Origin of the sequence: Pseudonocardia sp. ICBG1142 (genome assembly GCF_020496255.1) — a bacterium.
Classification (GTDB): Bacteria; Actinomycetota; Actinomycetes; order Mycobacteriales; family Pseudonocardiaceae; genus Pseudonocardia.
The window spans coordinates 1-24,539 of the sequence record NZ_JAHLJC010000020.1; the positions used below are offsets into that span (position 1 = coordinate 1).

23 protein-coding genes are annotated in these 24,539 nt (G+C 66.2%); 17 read left to right on the top strand and 6 right to left on the bottom strand.

Translation table 11 applies throughout. The features are described 5' to 3' along the window. The coding region (locus tag KPL59_RS13095) for a DUF3631 domain-containing protein (protein ID WP_226360939.1) at positions 1–568 on the top strand (568 nt) is incomplete at its 5' end. A gap of 371 nt (positions 569–939) precedes the next feature. On the opposite strand, the gene KPL59_RS13100 is transcribed toward KPL59_RS13095, so the two are convergent. Further along, positions 940–1,260 carry a hypothetical protein gene (locus tag KPL59_RS13100; protein ID WP_226360940.1) on the bottom strand — a complete coding sequence of 107 codons (321 nt, stop codon included), beginning with the start codon at positions 1,258–1,260 and terminating at the stop codon, positions 940–942. Beyond that, a complete protein-coding gene (locus KPL59_RS13105; RefSeq protein ID WP_226360953.1) occupies positions 1,248–2,078 on the bottom strand; it encodes a replication initiation protein in 831 nt (276 codons plus the stop codon). Before KPL59_RS13105 ends, KPL59_RS13100 begins: the two co-directional genes overlap by 13 nt. A gap of 1,347 nt (positions 2,079–3,425) precedes the next feature. Between KPL59_RS13105 and KPL59_RS37620 the strand changes: the two genes are divergently transcribed. The 3 genes from KPL59_RS37620 to KPL59_RS37630 are packed head-to-tail and all read left to right on the top strand — an operon-like array spanning position 3,426 to position 5,342. Next, the gene (locus KPL59_RS37620) at positions 3,426–4,010 is read left to right on the top strand and encodes an SdpA family antimicrobial peptide system protein (protein ID WP_226360941.1); all 585 of its coding nucleotides are present in this window, start codon (positions 3,426–3,428) and stop codon (positions 4,008–4,010) included. After that, the gene (locus KPL59_RS37625; RefSeq protein WP_226360942.1) at positions 4,007–4,960 is read left to right on the top strand and encodes a sporulation-delaying protein SdpB family protein; all 954 of its coding nucleotides are present in this window, start codon (positions 4,007–4,009) and stop codon (positions 4,958–4,960) included. Before KPL59_RS37620 ends, KPL59_RS37625 begins: the two co-directional genes overlap by 4 nt. Before the next feature lie 4 nt (positions 4,961–4,964). Continuing rightward, entirely contained in the window at positions 4,965–5,342 is a 378-nt protein-coding gene (locus KPL59_RS37630) for an SdpI family protein (RefSeq protein WP_226360943.1), read from the top strand. Between the two features lie 96 nt (positions 5,343–5,438). On the opposite strand, the gene KPL59_RS13125 is transcribed toward KPL59_RS37630, so the two are convergent. Further along, entirely contained in the window at positions 5,439–5,756 is a 318-nt protein-coding gene (locus tag KPL59_RS13125) for a hypothetical protein (RefSeq protein WP_226360944.1), read from the bottom strand. A 2,087-nt stretch (positions 5,757–7,843) separates the two neighbouring features. On the opposite strand from KPL59_RS13125, the gene KPL59_RS13130 reads away from it, so the two are divergent. From KPL59_RS13130 to KPL59_RS13155, 6 genes are all read left to right on the top strand, one after another. Beyond that, a complete protein-coding gene (locus KPL59_RS13130; protein ID WP_226360945.1) occupies positions 7,844–8,143 on the top strand; it encodes a hypothetical protein in 300 nt (99 codons plus the stop codon). After that, entirely contained in the window at positions 8,140–9,426 is a 1,287-nt protein-coding gene (locus KPL59_RS13135; protein WP_226360946.1) for an urease accessory UreF family protein, read from the top strand. Before KPL59_RS13130 ends, KPL59_RS13135 begins: the two co-directional genes overlap by 4 nt. Continuing rightward, positions 9,423–11,756, top strand: coding sequence for a cell division protein FtsK (locus tag KPL59_RS13140; RefSeq protein ID WP_226360947.1), 2,334 nt, complete (start codon positions 9,423–9,425; stop codon positions 11,754–11,756). Before KPL59_RS13135 ends, KPL59_RS13140 begins: the two co-directional genes overlap by 4 nt. A gap of 222 nt (positions 11,757–11,978) precedes the next feature. Next, on the top strand, positions 11,979–12,386 hold the full coding sequence (locus tag KPL59_RS13145; RefSeq protein ID WP_226360948.1) for a hypothetical protein: 408 nt from the start codon (positions 11,979–11,981) through the stop codon (positions 12,384–12,386). Further along, entirely contained in the window at positions 12,383–12,784 is a 402-nt protein-coding gene (locus KPL59_RS13150; protein ID WP_226360949.1) for a hypothetical protein, read from the top strand. The genes KPL59_RS13145 and KPL59_RS13150 overlap by 4 nt, the downstream gene beginning before the upstream one ends. A gap of 116 nt (positions 12,785–12,900) precedes the next feature. After that, complete coding sequence (locus KPL59_RS13155; protein WP_226360950.1) at positions 12,901–13,914, top strand: DUF3631 domain-containing protein; 1,014 nt, start codon at positions 12,901–12,903, stop codon at positions 13,912–13,914. Positions 13,915–14,285: 371 nt separating this feature from the next. Here KPL59_RS13155 and KPL59_RS13160 read toward each other — a convergent pair whose 3' ends face one another. Both KPL59_RS13160 and KPL59_RS13165 read right to left on the bottom strand, forming a co-directional pair. Beyond that, positions 14,286–14,606 (bottom strand): hypothetical protein, encoded by a 321-nt coding sequence (locus tag KPL59_RS13160; RefSeq protein WP_226360940.1) that lies wholly within the window; start codon positions 14,604–14,606, stop codon positions 14,286–14,288. Then, positions 14,594–15,421, bottom strand: coding sequence for a replication initiation protein (locus tag KPL59_RS13165; RefSeq protein ID WP_226360954.1), 828 nt, complete (start codon positions 15,419–15,421; stop codon positions 14,594–14,596). Before KPL59_RS13165 ends, KPL59_RS13160 begins: the two co-directional genes overlap by 13 nt. Positions 15,422–16,768: 1,347 nt before the next feature. On the opposite strand from KPL59_RS13165, the gene KPL59_RS37635 reads away from it, so the two are divergent. Genes KPL59_RS37635 through KPL59_RS37645 form a run of 3 tightly spaced genes read left to right on the top strand, consistent with a single transcriptional unit; the run spans position 16,769 to position 18,685 of the window. After that, positions 16,769–17,353, top strand: coding sequence for an SdpA family antimicrobial peptide system protein (locus tag KPL59_RS37635; protein WP_226360941.1), 585 nt, complete (start codon positions 16,769–16,771; stop codon positions 17,351–17,353). Next, a complete protein-coding gene (locus tag KPL59_RS37640; protein ID WP_226360942.1) occupies positions 17,350–18,303 on the top strand; it encodes a sporulation-delaying protein SdpB family protein in 954 nt (317 codons plus the stop codon). Before KPL59_RS37635 ends, KPL59_RS37640 begins: the two co-directional genes overlap by 4 nt. A gap of 4 nt (positions 18,304–18,307) precedes the next feature. After that, positions 18,308–18,685 (top strand): SdpI family protein, encoded by a 378-nt coding sequence (locus KPL59_RS37645; RefSeq protein WP_226360943.1) that lies wholly within the window; start codon positions 18,308–18,310, stop codon positions 18,683–18,685. A gap of 96 nt (positions 18,686–18,781) precedes the next feature. Here the strand turns inward: KPL59_RS37645 and KPL59_RS13185 are convergent, their stop codons facing one another. Continuing rightward, positions 18,782–19,099, bottom strand: a complete 318-nt coding sequence (locus tag KPL59_RS13185) for a hypothetical protein (protein ID WP_226360944.1) — start codon at positions 19,097–19,099, stop codon at positions 18,782–18,784. 2,087 nt (positions 19,100–21,186) lie between these two features. On the opposite strand from KPL59_RS13185, the gene KPL59_RS13190 reads away from it, so the two are divergent. From KPL59_RS13190 to KPL59_RS13205, 4 genes are all read left to right on the top strand, one after another. Continuing rightward, the gene (locus tag KPL59_RS13190) at positions 21,187–21,486 is read left to right on the top strand and encodes a hypothetical protein (protein WP_226360945.1); all 300 of its coding nucleotides are present in this window, start codon (positions 21,187–21,189) and stop codon (positions 21,484–21,486) included. Continuing rightward, positions 21,483–22,769 (top strand): urease accessory UreF family protein, encoded by a 1,287-nt coding sequence (locus KPL59_RS13195; protein WP_226360946.1) that lies wholly within the window; start codon positions 21,483–21,485, stop codon positions 22,767–22,769. The genes KPL59_RS13190 and KPL59_RS13195 overlap by 4 nt, the downstream gene beginning before the upstream one ends. A 525-nt stretch (positions 22,770–23,294) precedes the next feature. After that, complete coding sequence (locus tag KPL59_RS13200) at positions 23,295–23,480, top strand: hypothetical protein (protein ID WP_226360951.1); 186 nt, start codon at positions 23,295–23,297, stop codon at positions 23,478–23,480. Between the two features lie 738 nt (positions 23,481–24,218). Further along, on the top strand, positions 24,219–24,539 hold a 321-nt coding region (locus KPL59_RS13205), incomplete at its 3' end, for a hypothetical protein (RefSeq protein ID WP_226360952.1).

The window sequence follows — 24,539 nt, forward strand, 5'->3', positions numbered from 1 at the left end:
GCCGTACAGGCACCGACGGGACCGGCCGCGCCTCCAGAGGCTCGCTGAGCGGCTGCACGGCTGGCTCCGCGACGACCTCACCGCCCTCGAAGCGGCTGAGCCGGTGATGCCCGTCGAGGACCGGGCCGCCGACACCTGGGAACCGCTGATCGCGGTCGCCGACCACGCCGGCGGGCACTGGCCCGACCGCGCACGCGCCGCGATCCTCGCCCTCCAGGACGAAGACACCGGCGACGACCGCTCCGAACGCATCCGACTCCTCGCCGACTGCCACGCCGCCTTCGGGGACGAGCAGGCGCTGCCGACCATGCGGCTCCTCCAGCAACTCCGAGCCGACCCCGAAGCACCGTGGGCCGACTACGGACCACGCGGGGAAGGACTCTCAGCGAAGAAGCTCGGTGAACTGCTTCGGGAGTACCGCATCGAGTCCGAGAAGATCCGGTTTCCCGGACTCGGACAGTCCAAGGGCTACAACCGTGCCGCGTTCGCCGACGCCTGGCGGCGATACACACCCGATATGACCACTCTCAGTGACGACTCCGGCGGCGCGCCTGAAAATCAGGATTAAGCCTGGTCAAGACGCCGCGATCCGATCTCGTCGTACTGGCGCCCTGAGGGGGTGAGGAGGATTGATCCTCCTCACCCCCTCGATCCTCCTCGCCCTGAATCGCGCTCTGGCCTGCTGAAACGGTGTAAGTGAGGAGGATGAGGAGGATTGAGGAGGATTGGGGCCTGTTTTGGGACATCCCCCGAAATCTCACTATGCGTGACAACGGCGGCGGACACGCAGTAGCGCAGGTAGTCGTCGCAGGCGACCGGGCCTCTGTCGCTTGGGATGTCCGTTAAGGCCCCTCAGATGCCCGCACGCGTGTCGAATCTTCACCCGGAGCCCGATTAGACCAGAGAGGACCTTCCGGGTCGCTGAGGGCTTCTCAGGGCCTAGAACGCCTCGCGCAGCACCCGAGTGGCGGCGGGAGCGACGGAGGGGCGCGTAGGCACTTCCCACTCGCCCCGGCAGCGCGCATCGGAGAGCAGCTTTCCAACCATGCCGAGGGTTTCGCCGGTGGCTTCGGCGATCTGCTTGTAGGCGAGTCCTTGGTCGCGTAGGGCGGTGACGCGGGCGCGGCGGGCTTTGGCGCGGGCGAGGTACTCCGCGCGGGGTTCGGCGGCGATGGCGCGGACGGTGCGTTCGGAGACTCCGGCGCGGGCGGCGACCTCGCGGGCGGTGCGTTTGCGGCGTCGGGGGTTCAGCGCTCCCATCCGAACGCCTCCCTCCGCTCCACACGACCACGAATCTGGCCAGACTGCCACGCCCTCGTGGCGCTCCCCTGCAGGCCGCCCTTGTGGCCGCGTGCGGTTTGGATGGCGTGGAAGGTCTCCTCGTAGGCCTTCGGGCCGTTCCGCCAGAGCCGGGAGCGGGTCAGGATCCAGCGGCTGATCGAGTCCGCGATCGCCCGCACCTCCGCCGCCGGGAGCGGGTCGCTGAACCCCTGGTTGCGCTCGACCGCTCCGGCCCGGATCGCGGCCTCCAGCCCGTCCGGGTCGCCAAAGTGGTGACGAACCTCCCGGTAGGCCCACCGCCGCGCGCCGGTGAACAACGCGCAGTTCCGCCCCGGACCCGACGGGTCGAGCAGATGGGCCTTGCGGCGCATCCAGCCCGGCTCGGGCATCGACCCCGACGCCGCCAGGGGGGCGTGGAGCTCGTCGAGGCTGTAGCGGTGGTAGTGCACGTGATGGGCGTTCCAGCGCGGGTGGAACGGGTTCTTCGTCAGCAGCCCGCCGTAGTCCCGATCCCCGCCCGTGGCCCGGCGTAGCCCTTCCAGCACCGAGGTCAGATACGCCAGCGGCTTGAGCCGGGCGTAGTCGGTCGTGGTCACCGGCTCGGCCAGCACCCACCCCAGGTGGGCATGCCCGTTGACCGGATTGCTGATGATCAGATTCGGCAACGCGTGACTGTCCCGGGTCGAGAGCCCGCGCAGCTCGGCGTCCGGCTCGTCGCAGTCGATCACCACCAGGTTCACCATCCCCGCGCAGTTGGCCTCCAGCAGCTCCCGAGCAAGCGCCCGCCGCCGCGACATCCGGTACACCCCACGCGACGGATCATCCGCCGCGAACGGCCGACGCGGAAGCCACAACCCGTCCCACGCCTCCCACGCATCCAGATCCGCCGCAGCCAGAACCTCCTCCACCGCAGCCGACACCGGAACCGGACCGGACGGGGGCGCCCCCGCAGCGGGGGCGGGGGGCAGCTCGGGCACGGGGGCCTCCGGACAGGGGGGGGGCGGCTTCAGGGCGAGGAGCTACGCGCTCTCCTTCTGCGCGTGCGCGGAACATCTGACTTGGCTTCGGCGCCTACTAGCAAGGGAACACCCTAGTAGTAAGTCACTGGACGCTCTTCGATGGGGTAACGAGACCGGTCGATCAATCGGTCGGTCGGACGCTGGAGGCAGGGGCTACTCAGGGCCCGTTCGCTCGGCGCGCCCGACGCAACGGCGGCGGGCACCCGTAGCCGACACGAGCCAGCCTCCGGATCACTGCACGACGCCCGCACGGAGCCAACGACATCATCGACGGGCTACGTAGTCGCGTAGCCCGTCGATGCTCGCCGCGCGATCATCTAACGATCCTGCCGTGCCCTGAAAGCACAGCAGCTCCATCGAAAAATGGTCCAGCCACCATTCATTATCGCAGTTCGTAGTCGTTCCACTCCAATCCGTCACTGCCCCGCCCCCCCCCCCCCGGAAGCAGGGAGGGGTACCTTGCTGATCGCTAAGCCTTTACTCAAAGCAGTCTAGATGTCTCATGGTCCGGAACGAAGGGGTCACCGTGCGCCGTTGCTCATGGTTTGTACTATCTGTAACAATCGCTGTAATCATGAGCCTGCTCGCAGCTGGCTCCGCCAGCGCAGCCTCAGTTAAAATCGATGAACCAAATCTAGCATACAGCTCCGACGAGCTTATCGCTGGAGTATTTTTCGGTAGCGGTCCCGTTGCGACCAAGCTCGATACAACTTTCGACCCGACCTCTATCGGGATCTCTCCCGACGAGCACGAACGGAATGTCGTTCATGGCCTGGCCTTTCTGAAGCGGTCGGATCCAGGACTCTACGAGCGCACCGCTCATGCGTTAACGAGTGGCGATGTCCTGCGCATAGATTCCGCTCTTCGTGAGATGGGATCCGCAATTTCCAAGCATGCTCAGAACCAGACTCGGACTCAAGCAACTACGCCCTCTCGATGCGGCGCGGTTGGGGCAGTATGCGTTGCCGTAGCATACGTCGGGGCTGTTTCCTGGGTCGTTGCGCAAAGTTCTCTCGCAGTCACATCCGTAGCGTACGCTTGGCAGGCTCTCTACGGCCCAGGAGTAAAGTACGCCAGCCTCGAAAACGAGCGGGTCGTTGCCGCAGCAGCTGACCGCCTCGCCCTATGAGAGCGACTGGCTCCAATAGTCGCACTCGCGCTCACTGCATTGCGCTAAGTGCAGTACTCCTGCTTGCGTTAGTCAATGCAGCTGCAACCCTGCCAGCGTCACCCCTCTTTTCTCAGGCTGCAATCAATGTGCTGGAACCGGTTCGTTCTCTACTCCCTCAAGGTTGGGGATTTTTTACCAAAAATCCCCGCGAGCCTGCGCTGAGCATCTACGCACAACGCTCAGGATCATGGCGGGTAATCAGCGAAGGGAGCAACGCTTCACCGAAGCGCGCATACGGACTAGACAGGACTGCACGCACTGAGCAGTACGAGATCGAGGACCTCCTTAAACAGTCCGAGAAGATGCCGTGGACCGGCTGCTCGGTGGGAGATGATCTGGGAAGCTGTCTGACGAACAGCGACAAGAAGCATCACCAGCCCGTTAGTCTCGCGTCTGAACATCCTCGCTTCTGTGGGAACATCGCGCTGGTCACAACCGATCCGGTGCCATGGGCCTGGGCAAACCACCTCTTCACTCAGCCGTCTCACTACAAGCTGTTAACGAGTTCATGCAGCTCGCTCAAACGAGCGGCCCGATGACACATACTTTCGATCTAACACGGCACGGCACGGGATATAACCCATTCAGTCCAGCGCTAGGATTCGGTCGCACCCTCATTGCAATTGGAACTACCGTCGCCCTCATGGCGACTCCCACAGAATACCTCTTCTATGCAAGTACAGCCCGCCCGACAGGGCGAGTGTGCGAGAACTTCGCTGGAAATATCAGCTTATTCTGTGTCGTTCCTAATGAACGACTTGAGGCGGCCCGCTGGATAGCGGTAGCAACACTCATAATCGTGGCTTCCGGATGGCGGCCGCGCTACACGTGTCTAGCTCATTGGTACGTTAGCGTCAGCTTCTATTCCTCCAGCAACGTCTTCGACGGCGGGGATCAAGTAGCCGCAGTTATAACTCTCCTCATAATTCCAATTTGCCTCTGCGATAAGCGCAGATGGCACTGGGGTGGTCCACCAGAAGTAGTCCGTAGTAGGCGAGTTGCTCTGATTGCAGCGCAGGTCAGCCTATACGCGGTATGGCTCCAGGCGTCGTTCATATACTTCCATGCGAGCCTTAGTAAGCTCACAGGGGAGGAATGGAAGAACGGGACTGCCGTTTGGTACTGGCTCAGTGGCGTAGAAAGTTCCTTTTCTCCGCCAAATTATATTTCGGGCGCAGTACGTGCGGTTCTCTCGTCAGCGATCGCGGTACAGGCAGCGACATGGGGAACGCTGGCTATCGAATTCGGAATCGCTTGCTGCTTAATGGCGCGCCAAAAAATCCGCGCACTGGCTCTCGCTTTAGGCGTTTCGCTCCACGCGTCCATCGCTTTACTTATGGGCCTCCCGGGATTCTCTTGCATCATGGTTGGAATGTTGATTATGTATCTGCTCCGTCCAGGGGACCCCTCTGTCTGGCCTAGTCGAGAGACGACTCTGCGTGCCAAGACTTTAAGTCCGACTCGGTCGACGATGACGCTCAAGGAGTAGATAAATGCGACACGAAACTGGAGGGGTCGTCCCCCTCTCCGTGCAGATTGCCCTAGGGGCGTCCCACCTGATTGTCGCCCTCGTCCAAGGGGTTATAGCCCACCGTGGGGCGCGCGGAAAACTCCCCCGGAATCACTGGATCGGATTTCGTGGGGCTCGTTCTCTGTCTTCGGAATCGGCCTGGATTCATGTGCACCGGCGGGCGGCTCCGTTGACTTGGGTTTCGTCCGCTGTGGCCTTCTTCGCGGGCAGCGCAATAATCTTGCTGGACGGATCAAACGAATGGATGATTCTAGCTACCACGCTGGTCGCTGCCTTCGCTATTATCATTCTCATGATCATGGCCTGGAAGGTCGGACACCAGGGGCTACCAGGCTCGTAACTCCCCCTGCCAAGTCCCACCGCCGGGCTACGTAGCCGTCAGCGGCCAGGGGAAGGCTGTGTGGGCCGGGTCGGCTTGCCCCCGACCACCGCGCGCTCACCCCGCTCCAGGCCGCCAGCACGGCACCTCGGCCAGGCTCTTCACCGCCCACCGCAGACCCGCCGGGAGCACCACCCCCGACCCAGCCCGCGCCCGGCGGGCCGAGGACCGGTCCGCGAACTCCGACACGACCTCCTCCAACGAGGCCACCACCTGCGGCGGGCACCACCACACCACACCCATGCACTCCAACACCCGCGCCCGCTCCGCCACATCCGCGATCAAGCCCGGCGCCCAATCCGCGCTCCCGCCCGGCGGCCGCGCCTCCAGATACGCCGAACGCGCCCGCAACGACAGCTCCACCTGCACCAACAACCGACGCCCATCCCGCATCACCTGAACCCCGTCCGGGACATGCACCGCCCGTCTCGCCTGCGTCGCCCGCGCTGTCTCTGCTGCCTGACGTGCCAGCGCCCGATGCGACTCCCACCGGCCCACGTCCAAACCCACCCGGTGCAACCGCAACGAACCCACCGCCCGCACATGCGCCACGCTCCCCGGACGCGGCATCCACGGCCCCGGATCCCACCCCAGCAACTCCCGCGCCATCACCCGCGACGGCCACACCCACCGCGCCCCACCATCAACCTGACCCGCACGCACCCACCCCGCCTGCTTCCACCGCGACACCAACCCCGACGCCCGCGACAACGACACCCCCAACGACACAGCGAGCACGTCCTGCGGCAACCCGTACTGCTGCGCCAACACCTCCAACACCGCCGCATCCCGCGCCGTCTGCCGCACCACCCCGGCATCCACACGCCTCGCCCGCACCACCACACCCAGCCCCTTTCCCTGAAACTCACGCAACCCACCCGGAAAACATTTCCCTCACCGATGCACAGCGAGGTGGAAACACCTCTCCCCCTCAGCGAGATCACCGCACGACATATCACCTAAAAAAGTTGAGGGGGACGACCTCGCCGATGCGCAGCGAGGCGAACAACCCACCCAAGCCGCAGATACACCCACACCAACCCAACCACCCACCCACCCACCCAAGCCGCAGTCCATTGACCTTGACCTTGCCCTTTTCTAAACCATGGAACTACACACTGATGATCACGACTGCTCCGCCACCACCTGCCGGTGGGTCGGGCTGGCGCCCGACACCTCTACCGGCCGTCAGCGAAGCAGGGCGGTAGAGGTGTCGGGCGCCAGCCCGACCCACCGGCACTCACTCCACCATCCACAAAACAGCAGGCCACAACGACATCCTACCCGAGAGCCCCCCAAGGTAAAGCCGGAAGACACACCCGAAGACGATCTACGCCTCCCTCGGGAGAAACAAAAGCCCTCTCGGGAGAACAGATGCCCCCCTCCCCGACCGCGCCATCCCGGCAAGCCACGACCGAGCAGATCGAGGGCTCAACACGCGCGATCCAGCCCTGAGCCGGAACACCGTCACAGCAATATCCGAAGACCCTGAAAGCGCACATAGAACAACACTTCAACACTCCATTCAGTAGTAGTTCCAACATTATTCTGCGCCATCGAAATTCTCTACAAATCGCCACCTTCAAGGCGCAGCAGAGGCCGGTGAGAATCACATCGAAGAGGTGCGCTCGGTGACACCGAATATCCCTACCGCCCATGCGGCAAACGCCCGGGTCCCACCCGTCAGCGCGCACGCCTCTCGTGAATATCCAAAAACGAGGATCGCGGCCAGACTTGATCGACCACGGCGCCGTCACACACAGTGAGATTTTGGGGGATGTCCCAAAACAGGCCCCAATCCTCCTCAATCCTCCTCATCCTCCTCACTTACACCGTTCCAGCAGGCCAGAGCGCGATTCAGGGCGAGGAGGATCGAGGGGGTGAGGAGGATCAATCCTCCTCACCCCCTCAGGGCGCCAGTACGACGAGACCCGCGCCTGGCGCTCTGACCAGCAGTAATGGATATCAGATATCCTATCTCTATCGATGTCACGTTCCGTGATCGACGGTGGGGTGTCGCCGAGAGGCGGAGAGCGGGTCGGGGGCGAGTCTTGACAGGCCGCCCGACGCCGTGTCTAGCTAGAGAGGCAGTCCGGTGATCCCGCCGGGTTGCGGTCACCACCCCGGTTCTGAAGGCCGGGGCGGCGACCTAACCGAACGACCTACACGAATAGGTGGTCGGCTATGGGCCATGCTGCCCTTGGCGTCTGCACGTCTCCACCGGTGGGTGGAACTTTTCTTCCAGACTCCCCCGACAGTGACCCCGATATGGGCTCTGACCAGGGCTTCTCGTGGTGCCCAGACGGTCTGACTGAGCGGGTCATCGACCGCCGCTACGGCGACCTCCTCCACGCCCCCGCCCCGGCCGACGAGCCGTCAGATGAGCCGAGCTCGACGCGGCTAGTCATGTTCCCCGCTCGGCAGCCGATGGTTGTTTCGGCTGGTCAGGGCGGTGAGGCGGCATGAACGCGCTGCTTCACCGCGCCGTCACGGCAGTCCAGGACCGGGCCGTCGAGATCACCGTCGCCGCTGCTCTGACCGGGATGACGGTGTGGCTGACCTGGTGGTGCGCCGGACCACTCGGCGTCGTGACCGGCTGGTGGATCGCCGCTGAGCTGCGCCTGTGGCAGGTCCGCCGGACCGCCCCGGCCTCGACTGAGCGGTGCGAGCTGCCTGCCGCAGACGCCGTCTCCGACGGCCCTGAACCGCCCTCTGAGCGGGTTCCGGCTGGTCAGCCGGTTGAGGGGAGGGCCGGGGCATGACCACCACGAACTACTCGTGGGCCGCGACCCGGGCGGCCGAGCGGCGTGAAGGCCGCGCTCTGGACGCCCGCCTCGCCCGGGAAGCCGCTGACGCTGCCGCGCAGCGGCGGATCACCGAGCAGAACGCCCGCCGCGACCGCGCCCAAGCCGACCGCGAGAGCGCTGAGCGGCGTCGCACCGAGCGGCGTCAGGCCCGTGCCACAGCCCGGGCAGCCGCACGGAATAGGGCTCTGACCTGGGCTTCTGCCCACGTGGTGGAGTTGCTGATCTACCCGATCGCACTGCTGTCCTTCGCCCTGGCCGCACCGGCGATGGCCGCCTACGGCACCACGATCTACGGCCCGGGCGGTGTGCTCCTGGCCGGGATCCCCGAGCTGGGCATGTGGGCCTTCGCCCTCGCCGTCGTCGCCTCCCGACACCGCGCACCCGACCGGCCGGTGGTCGGGTTGCAGGCCGGGGTGGTGCTGTTCTCCCTGGTCGCGGCCGGGATGAACCTCCTCCACGGCCTCGAACAGGGCTGGACCGCCGCCGTGGTGATGGCGGTCGTGTCGATCGCCGGGGTCGCCGCGCACCAGCTCACCCTCGCCGGGACACCCCGGTCCCGGGCCGAGCGCCGGGCCGCCCGCCTGGCAGCGCTGGTGGAAGCGAAGACCGACCGCGCGCGGCGCCTCGCCGCCCGCGACGCCGACGCGGTCATCGACACCGACGGCACCGCGTCCCTGGTCTACCGGCCCGGGACCTACCAAGTCCGGCGCCGCGCACTCGCCGCGACGACTGCGCCGGGACGACCCATCGCCCCGACCGTGCCGGTCGCGCCGGTCGGCGGCGACCGCACCCACGACTGGGACTGGGCACTCGCCGCCCTCGTCGAAGGCGCCGGATGTGTCGGCTCCCGGCTCACCAACGACCTCGACTACGAGGCCGACCCGGCCCTCGACTGCCTCGACTCCGGGGTCGACTCACACCTCGACGATGATCATGGAAGCGGTATCGCCGTCCTCGACCACCGACCCGAGGAGTCGGGCGGGGAGTCGAGGGCTGACCTGCGACAGTCGACCCACTCAAGATCATCGTCGACCCGGGGAGTCGACCCCGACCATGATCTTGAAACCGCCTCGACCGGCCGCACTCTGGATGATCTTCGGCAGCTCCTCCGCGACGCTGTCACCGACGGCCGCGTCGACCCGGGTTCGGCCGAGTCGATCCGCAGGGGCCTGCGCTGCTCGGCTGCTCGTGCCCGCCAACTCCGCAACGAGCAGCAGGACGGCGGTGGCCTGCGATGAGCCACGACGACACCCACAACAGCCGCGACGACCAGGAGAGGTCTGGCGGCGCCAGCCCGACCCACCACGCGTCATCAGGGGACAACAGGCTGGCGCCGGTCATCACCCTGCACCACCACACCGACACCCACGACACCCACGACACCGACCACGACAACACCCCGGTGGTGATCGAAGGCGAGATCGTGACCTGCGGTCAGCAGGCGGGAAACGCGACGCCGGGAACGGACGTGGTGGTGTCGCGGCGCGACCTCTACCGCCACGACCTCGTGACGGCACGACGGCATGCCGTCACAGCGGTAACCCATCCCGTCACCGTCACCAGCGCGAAAGCCCTGGTCCGCAACACGTGGTTCGTGTTCTCCGGAGCCGGGCTCCTCGTTCAGCGGTGGCGCGACACCCACGGCACCACCCGCTACGAACGCCAGATGCGCGCCGCCGAGATCGCAGGCGACCAGGACCGCCTCCTGGAATGGGAGGCCCGCGACACCGCCGAAAAAGCCCGCCGTCATGGCCGGGTCATGGACTGGATCAACGCGCCCCTGGCGTGGGCGCGCGCGGCCGGGGTCGGCGCGCTGATCGCGCTCGGAATGCTCCTCGGTCTCGGCGTCGTCCTCGCCATCGCCGCCAAGGACGTTTCCCTGGTCATCGCCCCTGTTGCTGGGGTCATCGACGCGATCGCCTGGACCGTCACCTTCGTGACCGTCTACGCCACCGCCCTCACCAGCGTGGTGCTGGGCGGGGCGGTGCTCGGACTGTGGGCACTCGGTCGGGCTCGGACCGACGCACCGACCTGGGCTGCTCCCGTCGATGACGACGAGGACGGCACCGGGCGGGGCGTGATCGTCGACGAAAGCGCCGTGGTCAACGCGCTGCGCAACCTCGGCCTGAGCGCACTCAACAGCAAGTTCAAGCAAGGCTGGACACTCCGCTGGAACCTCCCACCCGTCCACGACGGGCGCGGCTGGCACTGCCAGTTCCTGCTGCCTGAGGGCGTCACCGTGGAGATGCTCAACAAACGCAAAGACGTCCTCGCCCACAACCTGCTGCGCCTCCCGGTGGAGGTGTGGCCCACCGAACCGAAGGACAAGCCCGGCGTGCTGGACCTGTGGGTTGCTGACCAGGGAAGCCTCACGAAACCGGTCGCGCCGTGGCCGCTGCTGCACGACGGGACCACCGACTACTTCACCGGTGTCCCCGTCGGCGTCACCCCACGCTCCGACCTGGTCACCGGACGACTGTTCGGCACGAACTGGGGCATCGCCGGAATGATGGGCTCCGGCAAATCCACCCTCATCATCAACGTCCTCGCCGGAGCCATCCTCGACCCACTGGTCGAGATCGACATCTACTGCATGGCCCACAACGCCGACTACGACCCGTTCAAACCGGTCGCACGGACCTTGTTCGTCTCCGACGACCCGGACAAGGTGCCGACCGTCCTCGACGGCCTCAAGCAGCTGATGTCGGAGCTGTCGCAACGAGGACGGAAACTGTCCGCAGCTGGGGAACCGAAGCTGACGCGCAAGCTCGCCGCGGCCGATCGGTCGATGCGCCCGCGTGTGGTCGTCATCGACGAGTGCCAGGAGTTGTTCGTCTCCCCTGTCGGCTCCGAGGCCGCCAAGCTGGTCGCCAAGATCGTCGCGAAGGGCCGTAAGTACGGGGTGACGTTCCTGTTCGCGACACCGGTCCCATCAGCGGAGTCCCTGCCTCGGGCGGTGGCGAAGGTCCTGTCGAACCGGGCGTGTTTCGCCATCGGTGACCACCAGGGCAACGACGCCATCCTCGGCACGGGAAAGCACACCGCCGGCATCACCGCCACCACCCTGCAACCCATGACCGTGGGCAGCGACGGCACCGTCGATCTCGGGGACCTCGGCACCGCCATGACCACCGGCTTCGGGCCCCGGGACGGGTTGATGCGCTGCTTCTACATCCAACGCGGTGACGGCGTTGACGAGTTGACGCCGATCGTCGAGCGGGCGGTGAAACTGCGCGAGGAGGCCGGGCTTACCACCGGACCGGCGCAGCCCCCGGCGGCGTCCGCGCGGCGGGACCTCCTGGAGGACCTGCTCCACGTCCTTCACGGGCACAAACGGATGCGCACCCAGGAAGCCCTCGCCGCGCTCACCGAACTCGACCGCGCCCACTACGGGTCGTGGACCTTCGCCCGCCTCGCCGAGGAGCTACCCGCCGACGCGCGGCCCTACAAATCCGACGGAGTCATGGTCCTCAGCGCCGCGCGCCTCCACGAAGCCCACACCGACGCCACCCACGAATCCATCACCGACAGTGATGAATTCGGGCCCGGGCAGAAGGACTGCTTCTAGAGGGAGGCAGTCAGGGAGGCGTCAGGGAGGCAGGGAGTTCTCCCTCCCCCTCCCTGACCGGTCCCTGACGCCTCCCTCCCTGGGATGACCTGCACCGACAGTCACTCAGGGAGGCCAGGGACCCACCCGCCCACACACCCCTGAAACCCGCAGTTGAGCAGGGACGGAGGCACTTCGGTGCCTCCCTCCCTCCCCTTTGCCATGCCGAAAACAGGAGCCCCCATGACCACGCACAGTCACCGCTCTCCTGAACTACCGGAACCACCGGCAACACCTGCAGCACCTGACCCGCTCCCGTGTCGAGCCCTGGCAGTCCCGATCCCGCGCCTGCCCGACCCGGACCGGGCCGAGGCCCTGGACGTCATCGGACACCTCGACCCGGCCGTCCTCGCCGCCGTCCTCGGACGAGCGCAGCCGTCGGCGCCGCTATTGGTCGCCGCCCGGGTCGGGGTCGAGGTCGCCGACCTGCGCCACGCCCACTGGACCGCGCTGCGCGACGCCAGCAAGGCCATGTCGATCGCCTACCGCGCCGCGGGGCTCGCCCGGCAGCCGTCCCTGGCCGAACTCATGCGCCGCCGCTACCCGCCCCACGGCGACCCGGCCCGATGGGCGCGCGGGGACGCAGCATGACCGCCACCGCCGCAGCCCAGCAGCTGGTCGTGGGCAAGTCGACCCGGACCACAGCACGCCCCCAGGGCGGGCGAGGACCGGAAGCGACGCGGCAGCACCTTCCCGCCACACACCGCCCGTCCCGGATGTCGTGGCTGGCGGTCCAGGTCGCCGACGGACGCGAACTCGCCGTCCTCGCCGACGGGCCCTGGCGGGGCCGCTGGTACTGGGCCGACGACCTCACCGCCATCCAGGACACCTCACGGCGCTACCCGGACGGCCATCCGGCCGCCGAACTCCGCACCTACGCCCCCACCGACGGGTTCGTGCCGCACCCGCACGAGCCCGAGGTGACCGGACGCCTCTGGCGCCACCACCCACACCCCACCGCTGCAACCACCTTCAGGAGGACCGCGTGAACACCCACGACGAACCCGCAGGTCAGGGCGCCGACGGTGCCGCGATCCTCGACGACCTCGAAACAGCGCTGCGCCGCTACGTCGCCCTGCCCTCCGACGCGGCCGTGGTCGGTGTCGTGCTGTGGATCGCCGCGACCCACGCCCAACCGGCCTGGGCGCACGCACCCCGCCTGGTCGTGCGCGCACCGGAGAAGCGCTGCGGTAAATCCCGTCTCCTCGACGTCGTCGAAGGCGCCTGCCACGCCCCGTTCATCACCGTCAACGCCACACCCGCAGCCGTCTACCGCTCCATCACCGCCGACCCACCCACCATGCTCGTCGACGAAGCCGACACGATCTTCGGGCCCGCCGCCACCGGCCACGAAGACCTCCGCGGCCTGCTCAACGCCGGGCACCAGCGCAACCGCCCCGCGAAGCGCTACGACCTGGCGAAGAACCGGGTCGAATCGATCTCGACATTCGCGATGGCCGCCCTGGCCGGGATCGGACGCATGCCCGACACCATCGAAGACCGCGCCATCGTCGTCCACATGCGCCGCAGAGCACCCGGAGAAACCGTCGAGCCGTACAGGCACCGACGGGACCGGCCGCGCCTCCAGAGGCTCGCTGAGCGGCTGCACGGCTGGCTCCGCGACGACCTCACCGCCCTCGAAGCGGCTGAGCCGGTGATGCCCGTCGAGGACCGGGCCGCCGACACCTGGGAACCGCTGATCGCGGTCGCCGACCACGCCGGCGGGCACTGGCCCGACCGCGCACGCGCCGCGATCCTCGCCCTCCAGGACGAAGACACCGGCGACGACCGCTCCGAACGCATCCGACTCCTCGCCGACTGCCACGCCGCCTTCGGGGACGAGCAGGCGCTGCCGACCATGCGGCTCCTCCAGCAACTCCGAGCCGACCCCGAAGCACCGTGGGCCGACTACGGACCACGCGGGGAAGGACTCTCAGCGAAGAAGCTCGGTGAACTGCTTCGGGAGTACCGCATCGAGTCCGAGAAGATCCGGTTTCCCGGACTCGGACAGTCCAAGGGCTACAACCGTGCCGCGTTCGCCGACGCCTGGCGGCGATACACACCCGATATGACCACTCTCAGTGACGACTCCGGCGGCGCGCCTGAAAATCAGGATTAAGCCTGGTCAAGACGCCGCGATCCGATCTCGTCGTACTGGCGCCCTGAGGGGGTGAGGAGGATTGATCCTCCTCACCCCCTCGATCCTCCTCGCCCTGAATCGCGCTCTGGCCTGCTGAAACGGTGTAAGTGAGGAGGATGAGGAGGATTGAGGAGGATTGGGGCCTGTTTTGGGACATCCCCCGAAATCTCACTATGCGTGACAACGGCGGCGGACACGCAGTAGCGCAGGTAGTCGTCGCAGGCGACCGGGCCTCTGTCGCTTGGGATGTCCGTTAAGGCCCCTCAGATGCCCGCACGCGTGTCGAATCTTCACCCGGAGCCCGATTAGACCAGAGAGGACCTTCCGGGTCGCTGAGGGCTTCTCAGGGCCTAGAACGCCTCGCGCAGCACCCGAGTGGCGGCGGGAGCGACGGAGGGGCGCGTAGGCACTTCCCACTCGCCCCGGCAGCGCGCATCGGAGAGCAGCTTTCCAACCATGCCGAGGGTTTCGCCGGTGGCTTCGGCGATCTGCTTGTAGGCGAGTCCTTGGTCGCGTAGGGCGGTGACGCGGGCGCGGCGGGCTTTGGCGCGGGCGAGGTACTCCGCGCGGGGTTCGGCGGCGATGGCGCGGACGGTGCGTTCGGAGACTCCGGCGCGGGCGGCGACCTCGCGGGCGGTGCGTTTGCGGCGTCGGGGGTTCAGCGCTCCCATCCGAACGCCTCCCGCTCCACACGACCACGAATCTGGCCAGACTGCCACGCCCTCGTGGCGCTCCCCTGCAGGCCGCCCTTGTGGCCGCGTGCGGTTTGGATGGCGTGGAAGGTCTCCTCGTAGGCCTTCGGGCCGTTCCGCCAGAGCCGGGAGCGGGTCAGGATCCAGCGGCTGATCGAGTCCGCGATCGCCCGCACCTCCGCCGCCGGGAGCGGGTCGCTGAACCCCTGGTTGCGCTCGACCGCTCCGGCCCGGATCGCGGCCTCCAGCCCGTCCGGGTCGCCAAAGTGGTGACGAACCTCCCGGTAGGCCCACCGCCGCGCGCCGGTGAACAACGCGCAGTTCCGCCCCGGACCCGACGGGTCGAGCAGATGGGCCTTGCGGCGCATCCAGCCCGGCTCGGGCATCGACCCCGACGCCGCCAGGGGGGCGTGGAGCTCGTCGAGGCTGTAGCGGTGGTAGTGCACGTGATGGGCGTTCCAGCGCGGGTGGAACGGGTTCTTCGTCAGCAGCCCGCCGTAGTCCCGATCCCCGCCCGTGGCCCGGCGTAGCCCTTCCAGCACCGAGGTCAGATACGCCAGCGGCTTGAGCCGGGCGTAGTCGGTCGTGGTCACCGGCTCGGCCAGCACCCACCCCAGGTGGGCATGCCCGTTGACCGGATTGCTGATGATCAGATTCGGCAACGCGTGACTGTCCCGGGTCGAGAGCCCGCGCAGCTCGGCGTCCGGCTCGTCGCAGTCGATCACCACCAGGTTCACCATCCCCGCGCAGTTGGCCTCCAGCAGCTCCCGAGCAAGCGCCCGCCGCCGCGACATCCGGTACACCCCACGCGACGGATCATCCGCCGCGAACGGCCGACGCGGAAGCCACAACCCGTCCCACGCCTCCCACGCATCCAGATCCGCCGCAGCCAGAACCTCCTCCACCGCAGCCGACACCGGAACCGGACCGGACGGGGGCGCCCCCGCAGCGGGGGCGGGGGGCAGCTCGGGCACGGGGGCCTCCGGACAGGGGGGGGGCGGCTTCAGGGCGAGGAGCTACGCGCTCTCCTTCTGCGCGTGCGCGGAACATCTGACTTGGCTTCGGCGCCTACTAGCAAGGGAACACCCTAGTAGTAAGTCACTGGACGCTCTTCGATGGGGTAACGAGACCGGTCGATCAATCGGTCGGTCGGACGCTGGAGGCAGGGGCTACTCAGGGCCCGTTCGCTCGGCGCGCCCGACGCAACGGCGGCGGGCACCCGTAGCCGACACGAGCCAGCCTCCGGATCACTGCACGACGCCCGCACGGAGCCAACGACATCATCGACGGGCTACGTAGTCGCGTAGCCCGTCGATGCTCGCCGCGCGATCATCTAACGATCCTGCCGTGCCCTGAAAGCACAGCAGCTCCATCGAAAAATGGTCCAGCCACCATTCATTATCGCAGTTCGTAGTCGTTCCACTCCAATCCGTCACTGCCCCGCCCCCCCCCCCCCGGAAGCAGGGAGGGGTACCTTGCTGATCGCTAAGCCTTTACTCAAAGCAGTCTAGATGTCTCATGGTCCGGAACGAAGGGGTCACCGTGCGCCGTTGCTCATGGTTTGTACTATCTGTAACAATCGCTGTAATCATGAGCCTGCTCGCAGCTGGCTCCGCCAGCGCAGCCTCAGTTAAAATCGATGAACCAAATCTAGCATACAGCTCCGACGAGCTTATCGCTGGAGTATTTTTCGGTAGCGGTCCCGTTGCGACCAAGCTCGATACAACTTTCGACCCGACCTCTATCGGGATCTCTCCCGACGAGCACGAACGGAATGTCGTTCATGGCCTGGCCTTTCTGAAGCGGTCGGATCCAGGACTCTACGAGCGCACCGCTCATGCGTTAACGAGTGGCGATGTCCTGCGCATAGATTCCGCTCTTCGTGAGATGGGATCCGCAATTTCCAAGCATGCTCAGAACCAGACTCGGACTCAAGCAACTACGCCCTCTCGATGCGGCGCGGTTGGGGCAGTATGCGTTGCCGTAGCATACGTCGGGGCTGTTTCCTGGGTCGTTGCGCAAAGTTCTCTCGCAGTCACATCCGTAGCGTACGCTTGGCAGGCTCTCTACGGCCCAGGAGTAAAGTACGCCAGCCTCGAAAACGAGCGGGTCGTTGCCGCAGCAGCTGACCGCCTCGCCCTATGAGAGCGACTGGCTCCAATAGTCGCACTCGCGCTCACTGCATTGCGCTAAGTGCAGTACTCCTGCTTGCGTTAGTCAATGCAGCTGCAACCCTGCCAGCGTCACCCCTCTTTTCTCAGGCTGCAATCAATGTGCTGGAACCGGTTCGTTCTCTACTCCCTCAAGGTTGGGGATTTTTTACCAAAAATCCCCGCGAGCCTGCGCTGAGCATCTACGCACAACGCTCAGGATCATGGCGGGTAATCAGCGAAGGGAGCAACGCTTCACCGAAGCGCGCATACGGACTAGACAGGACTGCACGCACTGAGCAGTACGAGATCGAGGACCTCCTTAAACAGTCCGAGAAGATGCCGTGGACCGGCTGCTCGGTGGGAGATGATCTGGGAAGCTGTCTGACGAACAGCGACAAGAAGCATCACCAGCCCGTTAGTCTCGCGTCTGAACATCCTCGCTTCTGTGGGAACATCGCGCTGGTCACAACCGATCCGGTGCCATGGGCCTGGGCAAACCACCTCTTCACTCAGCCGTCTCACTACAAGCTGTTAACGAGTTCATGCAGCTCGCTCAAACGAGCGGCCCGATGACACATACTTTCGATCTAACACGGCACGGCACGGGATATAACCCATTCAGTCCAGCGCTAGGATTCGGTCGCACCCTCATTGCAATTGGAACTACCGTCGCCCTCATGGCGACTCCCACAGAATACCTCTTCTATGCAAGTACAGCCCGCCCGACAGGGCGAGTGTGCGAGAACTTCGCTGGAAATATCAGCTTATTCTGTGTCGTTCCTAATGAACGACTTGAGGCGGCCCGCTGGATAGCGGTAGCAACACTCATAATCGTGGCTTCCGGATGGCGGCCGCGCTACACGTGTCTAGCTCATTGGTACGTTAGCGTCAGCTTCTATTCCTCCAGCAACGTCTTCGACGGCGGGGATCAAGTAGCCGCAGTTATAACTCTCCTCATAATTCCAATTTGCCTCTGCGATAAGCGCAGATGGCACTGGGGTGGTCCACCAGAAGTAGTCCGTAGTAGGCGAGTTGCTCTGATTGCAGCGCAGGTCAGCCTATACGCGGTATGGCTCCAGGCGTCGTTCATATACTTCCATGCGAGCCTTAGTAAGCTCACAGGGGAGGAATGGAAGAACGGGACTGCCGTTTGGTACTGGCTCAGTGGCGTAGAAAGTTCCTTTTCTCCGCCAAATTATATTTCGGGCGCAGTACGTGCGGTTCTCTCGTCAGCGATCGCGGTACAGGCAGCGACATGGGGAACGCTGGCTATCGAATTCGGAATCGCTTGCTGCTTAATGGCGCGCCAAAAAATCCGCGCACTGGCTCTCGCTTTAGGCGTTTCGCTCCACGCGTCCATCGCTTTACTTATGGGCCTCCCGGGATTCTCTTGCATCATGGTTGGAATGTTGATTATGTATCTGCTCCGTCCAGGGGACCCCTCTGTCTGGCCTAGTCGAGAGACGACTCTGCGTGCCAAGACTTTAAGTCCGACTCGGTCGACGATGACGCTCAAGGAGTAGATAAATGCGACACGAAACTGGAGGGGTCGTCCCCCTCTCCGTGCAGATTGCCCTAGGGGCGTCCCACCTGATTGTCGCCCTCGTCCAAGGGGTTATAGCCCACCGTGGGGCGCGCGGAAAACTCCCCCGGAATCACTGGATCGGATTTCGTGGGGCTCGTTCTCTGTCTTCGGAATCGGCCTGGATTCATGTGCACCGGCGGGCGGCTCCGTTGACTTGGGTTTCGTCCGCTGTGGCCTTCTTCGCGGGCAGCGCAATAATCTTGCTGGACGGATCAAACGAATGGATGATTCTAGCTACCACGCTGGTCGCTGCCTTCGCTATTATCATTCTCATGATCATGGCCTGGAAGGTCGGACACCAGGGGCTACCAGGCTCGTAACTCCCCCTGCCAAGTCCCACCGCCGGGCTACGTAGCCGTCAGCGGCCAGGGGAAGGCTGTGTGGGCCGGGTCGGCTTGCCCCCGACCACCGCGCGCTCACCCCGCTCCAGGCCGCCAGCACGGCACCTCGGCCAGGCTCTTCACCGCCCACCGCAGACCCGCCGGGAGCACCACCCCCGACCCAGCCCGCGCCCGGCGGGCCGAGGACCGGTCCGCGAACTCCGACACGACCTCCTCCAACGAGGCCACCACCTGCGGCGGGCACCACCACACCACACCCATGCACTCCAACACCCGCGCCCGCTCCGCCACATCCGCGATCAAGCCCGGCGCCCAATCCGCGCTCCCGCCCGGCGGCCGCGCCTCCAGATACGCCGAACGCGCCCGCAACGACAGCTCCACCTGCACCAACAACCGACGCCCATCCCGCATCACCTGAACCCCGTCCGGGACATGCACCGCCCGTCTCGCCTGCGTCGCCCGCGCTGTCTCTGCTGCCTGACGTGCCAGCGCCCGATGCGACTCCCACCGGCCCACGTCCAAACCCACCCGGTGCAACCGCAACGAACCCACCGCCCGCACATGCGCCACGCTCCCCGGACGCGGCATCCACGGCCCCGGATCCCACCCCAGCAACTCCCGCGCCATCACCCGCGACGGCCACACCCACCGCGCCCCACCATCAACCTGACCCGCACGCACCCACCCCGCCTGCTTCCACCGCGACACCAACCCCGACGCCCGCGACAACGACACCCCCAACGACACAGCGAGCACGTCCTGCGGCAACCCGTACTGCTGCGCCAACACCTCCAACACCGCCGCATCCCGCGCCGTCTGCCGCACCACCCCGGCATCCACACGCCTCGCCCGCACCACCACACCCAGCCCCTTTCCCTGAAACTCACGCAACCCACCCGGAAAACATTTCCCTCACCGATGCACAGCGAGGTGGAAACACCTCTCCCCCTCAGCGAGATCACCGCACGACATATCACCTAAAAAAGTTGAGGGGGACGACCTCGCCGATGCGCAGCGAGGCGAACAACCCACCCAAGCCGCAGATACACCCACACCAACCCAACCACCCACCCACCCACCCAAGCCGCAGTCCATTGACCTTGACCTTGCCCTTTTCTAAACCATGGAACTACACACTGATGATCACGACTGCTCCGCCACCACCTGCCGGTGGGTCGGGCTGGCGCCCGACACCTCTACCGGCCGTCAGCGAAGCAGGGCGGTAGAGGTGTCGGGCGCCAGCCCGACCCACCGGCACTCACTCCACCATCCACAAAACAGCAGGCCACAACGACATCCTACCCGAGAGCCCCCCAAGGTAAAGCCGGAAGACACACCCGAAGACGATCTACGCCTCCCTCGGGAGAAACAAAAGCCCTCTCGGGAGAACAGATGCCCCCCTCCCCGACCGCGCCATCCCGGCAAGCCACGACCGAGCAGATCGAGGGCTCAACACGCGCGATCCAGCCCTGAGCCGGAACACCGTCACAGCAATATCCGAAGACCCTGAAAGCGCACATAGAACAACACTTCAACACTCCATTCAGTAGTAGTTCCAACATTATTCTGCGCCATCGAAATTCTCTACAAATCGCCACCTTCAAGGCGCAGCAGAGGCCGGTGAGAATCACATCGAAGAGGTGCGCTCGGTGACACCGAATATCCCTACCGCCCATGCGGCAAACGCCCGGGTCCCACCCGTCAGCGCGCACGCCTCTCGTGAATATCCAAAAACGAGGATCGCGGCCAGACTTGATCGACCACGGCGCCGTCACACACAGTGAGATTTTGGGGGATGTCCCAAAACAGGCCCCAATCCTCCTCAATCCTCCTCATCCTCCTCACTTACACCGTTCCAGCAGGCCAGAGCGCGATTCAGGGCGAGGAGGATCGAGGGGGTGAGGAGGATCAATCCTCCTCACCCCCTCAGGGCGCCAGTACGACGAGACCCGCGCCTGGCGCTCTGACCAGCAGTAATGGATATCAGATATCCTATCTCTATCGATGTCACGTTCCGTGATCGACGGTGGGGTGTCGCCGAGAGGCGGAGAGCGGGTCGGGGGCGAGTCTTGACAGGCCGCCCGACGCCGTGTCTAGCTAGAGAGGCAGTCCGGTGATCCCGCCGGGTTGCGGTCACCACCCCGGTTCTGAAGGCCGGGGCGGCGACCTAACCGAACGACCTACACGAATAGGTGGTCGGCTATGGGCCATGCTGCCCTTGGCGTCTGCACGTCTCCACCGGTGGGTGGAACTTTTCTTCCAGACTCCCCCGACAGTGACCCCGATATGGGCTCTGACCAGGGCTTCTCGTGGTGCCCAGACGGTCTGACTGAGCGGGTCATCGACCGCCGCTACGGCGACCTCCTCCACGCCCCCGCCCCGGCCGACGAGCCGTCAGATGAGCCGAGCTCGACGCGGCTAGTCATGTTCCCCGCTCGGCAGCCGATGGTTGTTTCGGCTGGTCAGGGCGGTGAGGCGGCATGAACGCGCTGCTTCACCGCGCCGTCACGGCAGTCCAGGACCGGGCCGTCGAGATCACCGTCGCCGCTGCTCTGACCGGGATGACGGTGTGGCTGACCTGGTGGTGCGCCGGACCACTCGGCGTCGTGACCGGCTGGTGGATCGCCGCTGAGCTGCGCCTGTGGCAGGTCCGCCGGACCGCCCCGGCCTCGACTGAGCGGTGCGAGCTGCCTGCCGCAGACGCCGTCTCCGACGGCCCTGAACCGCCCTCTGAGCGGGTTCCGGCTGGTCAGCCGGTTGAGGGGAGGGCCGGGGCATGACCACCACGAACTACTCGTGGGCCGCGACCCGGGCGGCCGAGCGGCGTGAAGGCCGCGCTCTGGACGCCCGCCTCGCCCGGGAAGCCGCTGACGCTGCCGCGCAGCGGCGGATCACCGAGCAGAACGCCCGCCGCGACCGCGCCCAAGCCGACCGCGAGAGCGCTGAGCGGCGTCGCACCGAGCGGCGTCAGGCCCGTGCCACAGCCCGGGCAGCCGCACGGAATAGGGCTCTGACCTGGGCTTCTGCCCACGTGGTGGAGTTGCTGATCTACCCGATCGCACTGCTGTCCTTCGCCCTGGCCGCACCGGCGATGGCCGCCTACGGCACCACGATCTACGGCCCGGGCGGTGTGCTCCTGGCCGGGATCCCCGAGCTGGGCATGTGGGCCTTCGCCCTCGCCGTCGTCGCCTCCCGACACCGCGCACCCGACCGGCCGGTGGTCGGGTTGCAGGCCGGGGTGGTGCTGTTCTCCCTGGTCGCGGCCGGGATGAACCTCCTCCACGGCCTCGAACAGGGCTGGACCGCCGCCGTGGTGATGGCGGTCGTGTCGATCGCCGGGGTCGCCGCGCACCAGCTCACCCTCGCCGGGACACCCCGGTCCCGGGCCGAGCGCCGGGCCGCCCGCCTGGCAGCGCTGGTGGAAGCGAAGACCGACCGCGCGCGGCGCCTCGCCGCCCGCGACGCCGACGCGGTCATCGACACCGACGGCACCGCGTCCCTGGTCTACCGGCCCGGGACCTACCAAGTCCGGCGCCGCGCACTCGCCGCGACGACTGCGCCGGGACGACCCATCGCCCCGACCGTGCCGGTCGCGCCGGTCGGCGGCGACCGCACCCACGACTGGGACTGGGCACTCGCCGCCCTCGTCGAAGGCGCCGGATGTGTCGGCTCCCGGCTCACCAACGACCTCGACTACGAGGCCGACCCGGCCCTCGACTGCCTCGACTCCGGGGTCGACTCACACCTCGACGATGATCATGGAAGCGGTATCGCCGTCCTCGACCACCGACCCGAGGAGTCGGGCGGGGAGTCGAGGGCTGACCTGCGACAGTCGACCCACTCAAGATCATCGTCGACCCGGGGAGTCGACCCCGACCATGATCTTGAAACCGCCTCGACCGGCCGCACTCTGGATGATCTTCGGCAGCTCCTCCGCGACGCTGTCACCGACGGCCGCGTCGACCCGGGTTCGGCCGAGTCGATCCGCAGGGGCCTGCGCTGCTCGGCTGCTCGTGCCCGCCAACTCCGCAACGAGCAGCAGGACGGCGGTGGCCTGCGATGAGCCACGACGACACCCACAACAGCCGCGACGACCAGGAGAGGTCTGGCGGCGCCAGCCCGACCCACCACGCGTCATCAGGGGACAACAGGCTGGCGCCGGTCATCACCCTGCACCACCACACCGACACCCACGACACCCACGACACCGACCACGACAACACCCCGGTGGTGATCGAAGGCGAGATCGTGACCTGCGGTCAGCAGGCGGGAAACGCGACGCCGGGGAACGGACGTGGTGGTGTCGCGGCGCGACCTCTACCGCCACGACCTCGTGACGGCACGACGGCATGCCGTCACAGCGGTAACCCATCCCGTCACCGTCACCAGCGCGAAAGCCCTGGTCCGCAACACGTGTATTCGTGTTTCTCCGGAGCCGGCTCCTCGTTCAGCGGTGGCGCGACACCCACGGCACCACCCGCTACGAACGCCAGATGCGCGCCGCCCGAGATCGCAGGCGACCAGGGACCGCCTCCTGGAATGGGAGGCCCGCGACACCGCCGAAAAAGCCCGCCGTCATGGCCGGGTCATGGACTGGATCAACGCGCCCCTGCGTGGGCGCGCGCGGCCGGGGGTCGGCGCGCTGATCGCGCTCGGAATGCTCCTCGGTCTCGTCGTCGTCCTCGCCATCGCGCGCCAAAGGGACGTTTCCCTGGTCATCGCCCCTGTTGCTGGGGTCATCGCGACGCGATCGCCTGGACCGTCACCTTCGTGACCGTCTACGGCCACCGCCCTCACCAGCGTGGTGCTGGCGGGGCGGTGCTCGGACTGTGGGCACTCGGTCGGGCTCGGACCGACGCACCGACCTGGGCTGCTCCCGTCGATGACGACGAGGACGGCACCGGGCGGGGCGTGATCGTCGACGAAAGCGCCGTGGTCAAGCGCGCTGCGCAACCTCGGCCTGAGCGCACTCAACAGCAAGTTCAAGCAAGGCTGGAACACTCCGCTGGAACCTCCCACCCGTCCCACGACGACGGGCGCGGCTGGCACTGCCAGTCCTGCTGCCTGAGGGCGTCACCGTGGAGATGCTCAACAACGACAAAGACGTCCTCGCCCACACACCTGCTGCGCCTCCCGGTGGAGGTGTGGCCCACCGAACCGAAGGACAAGCCCGGCGTGCTGGACCTGTGGGTTGCTGACCAGGGAAGCCTCACGAAAACCGGTCGCGCCGTGGCCGCTGCTGCACGACGGGACCACCGACTACTCACCGGTGTCCCCGTCGGCGTCACCCCACGCTCCGACCTGGTCACCGGACGACTGTTCGGCACGAACTGGGGCATCGCCGGAATGATGGGCTCCGGCAAATCCACCTCTTCATCATCAACGTCCTCGCCGGAGCCATCCTCGACCCACTGGTCGAGATCGACATCTACTGCATGGCCCACAACGCCGACTACGACCCGTTCAAACCGGTCGCACGGACCTTGTTCTGTCCTCCGACGACCCGGACAAGGTGCCGACCGTCCTCGACGGCCTCAAGCAGCTGATGTCGGAGCTGTCGCAACGAGGACGGAAACTGTCCCGCAGCTGGGGAACCGAAGCTGACGCGCAAGCTCGCCGCGGCCGATCGGTCGATGCGCCCGCGTGTGGTCGTCATCGACGAGTGCCAGGAGTTTTTCGTCTCCCCTGTCGCTCCGAGGCCGCCAAGCTGGTCGCCAAGATCGTCGCGAAGGGCCGTAAGTACGGGGTGACGTTGCCTGTTCGCGACACCGGTCCCATCAGCGGAGTCCCTGCCTCGGGCGGTGGCGAAGGTCCTGTCGAACCGGGCGTGTTT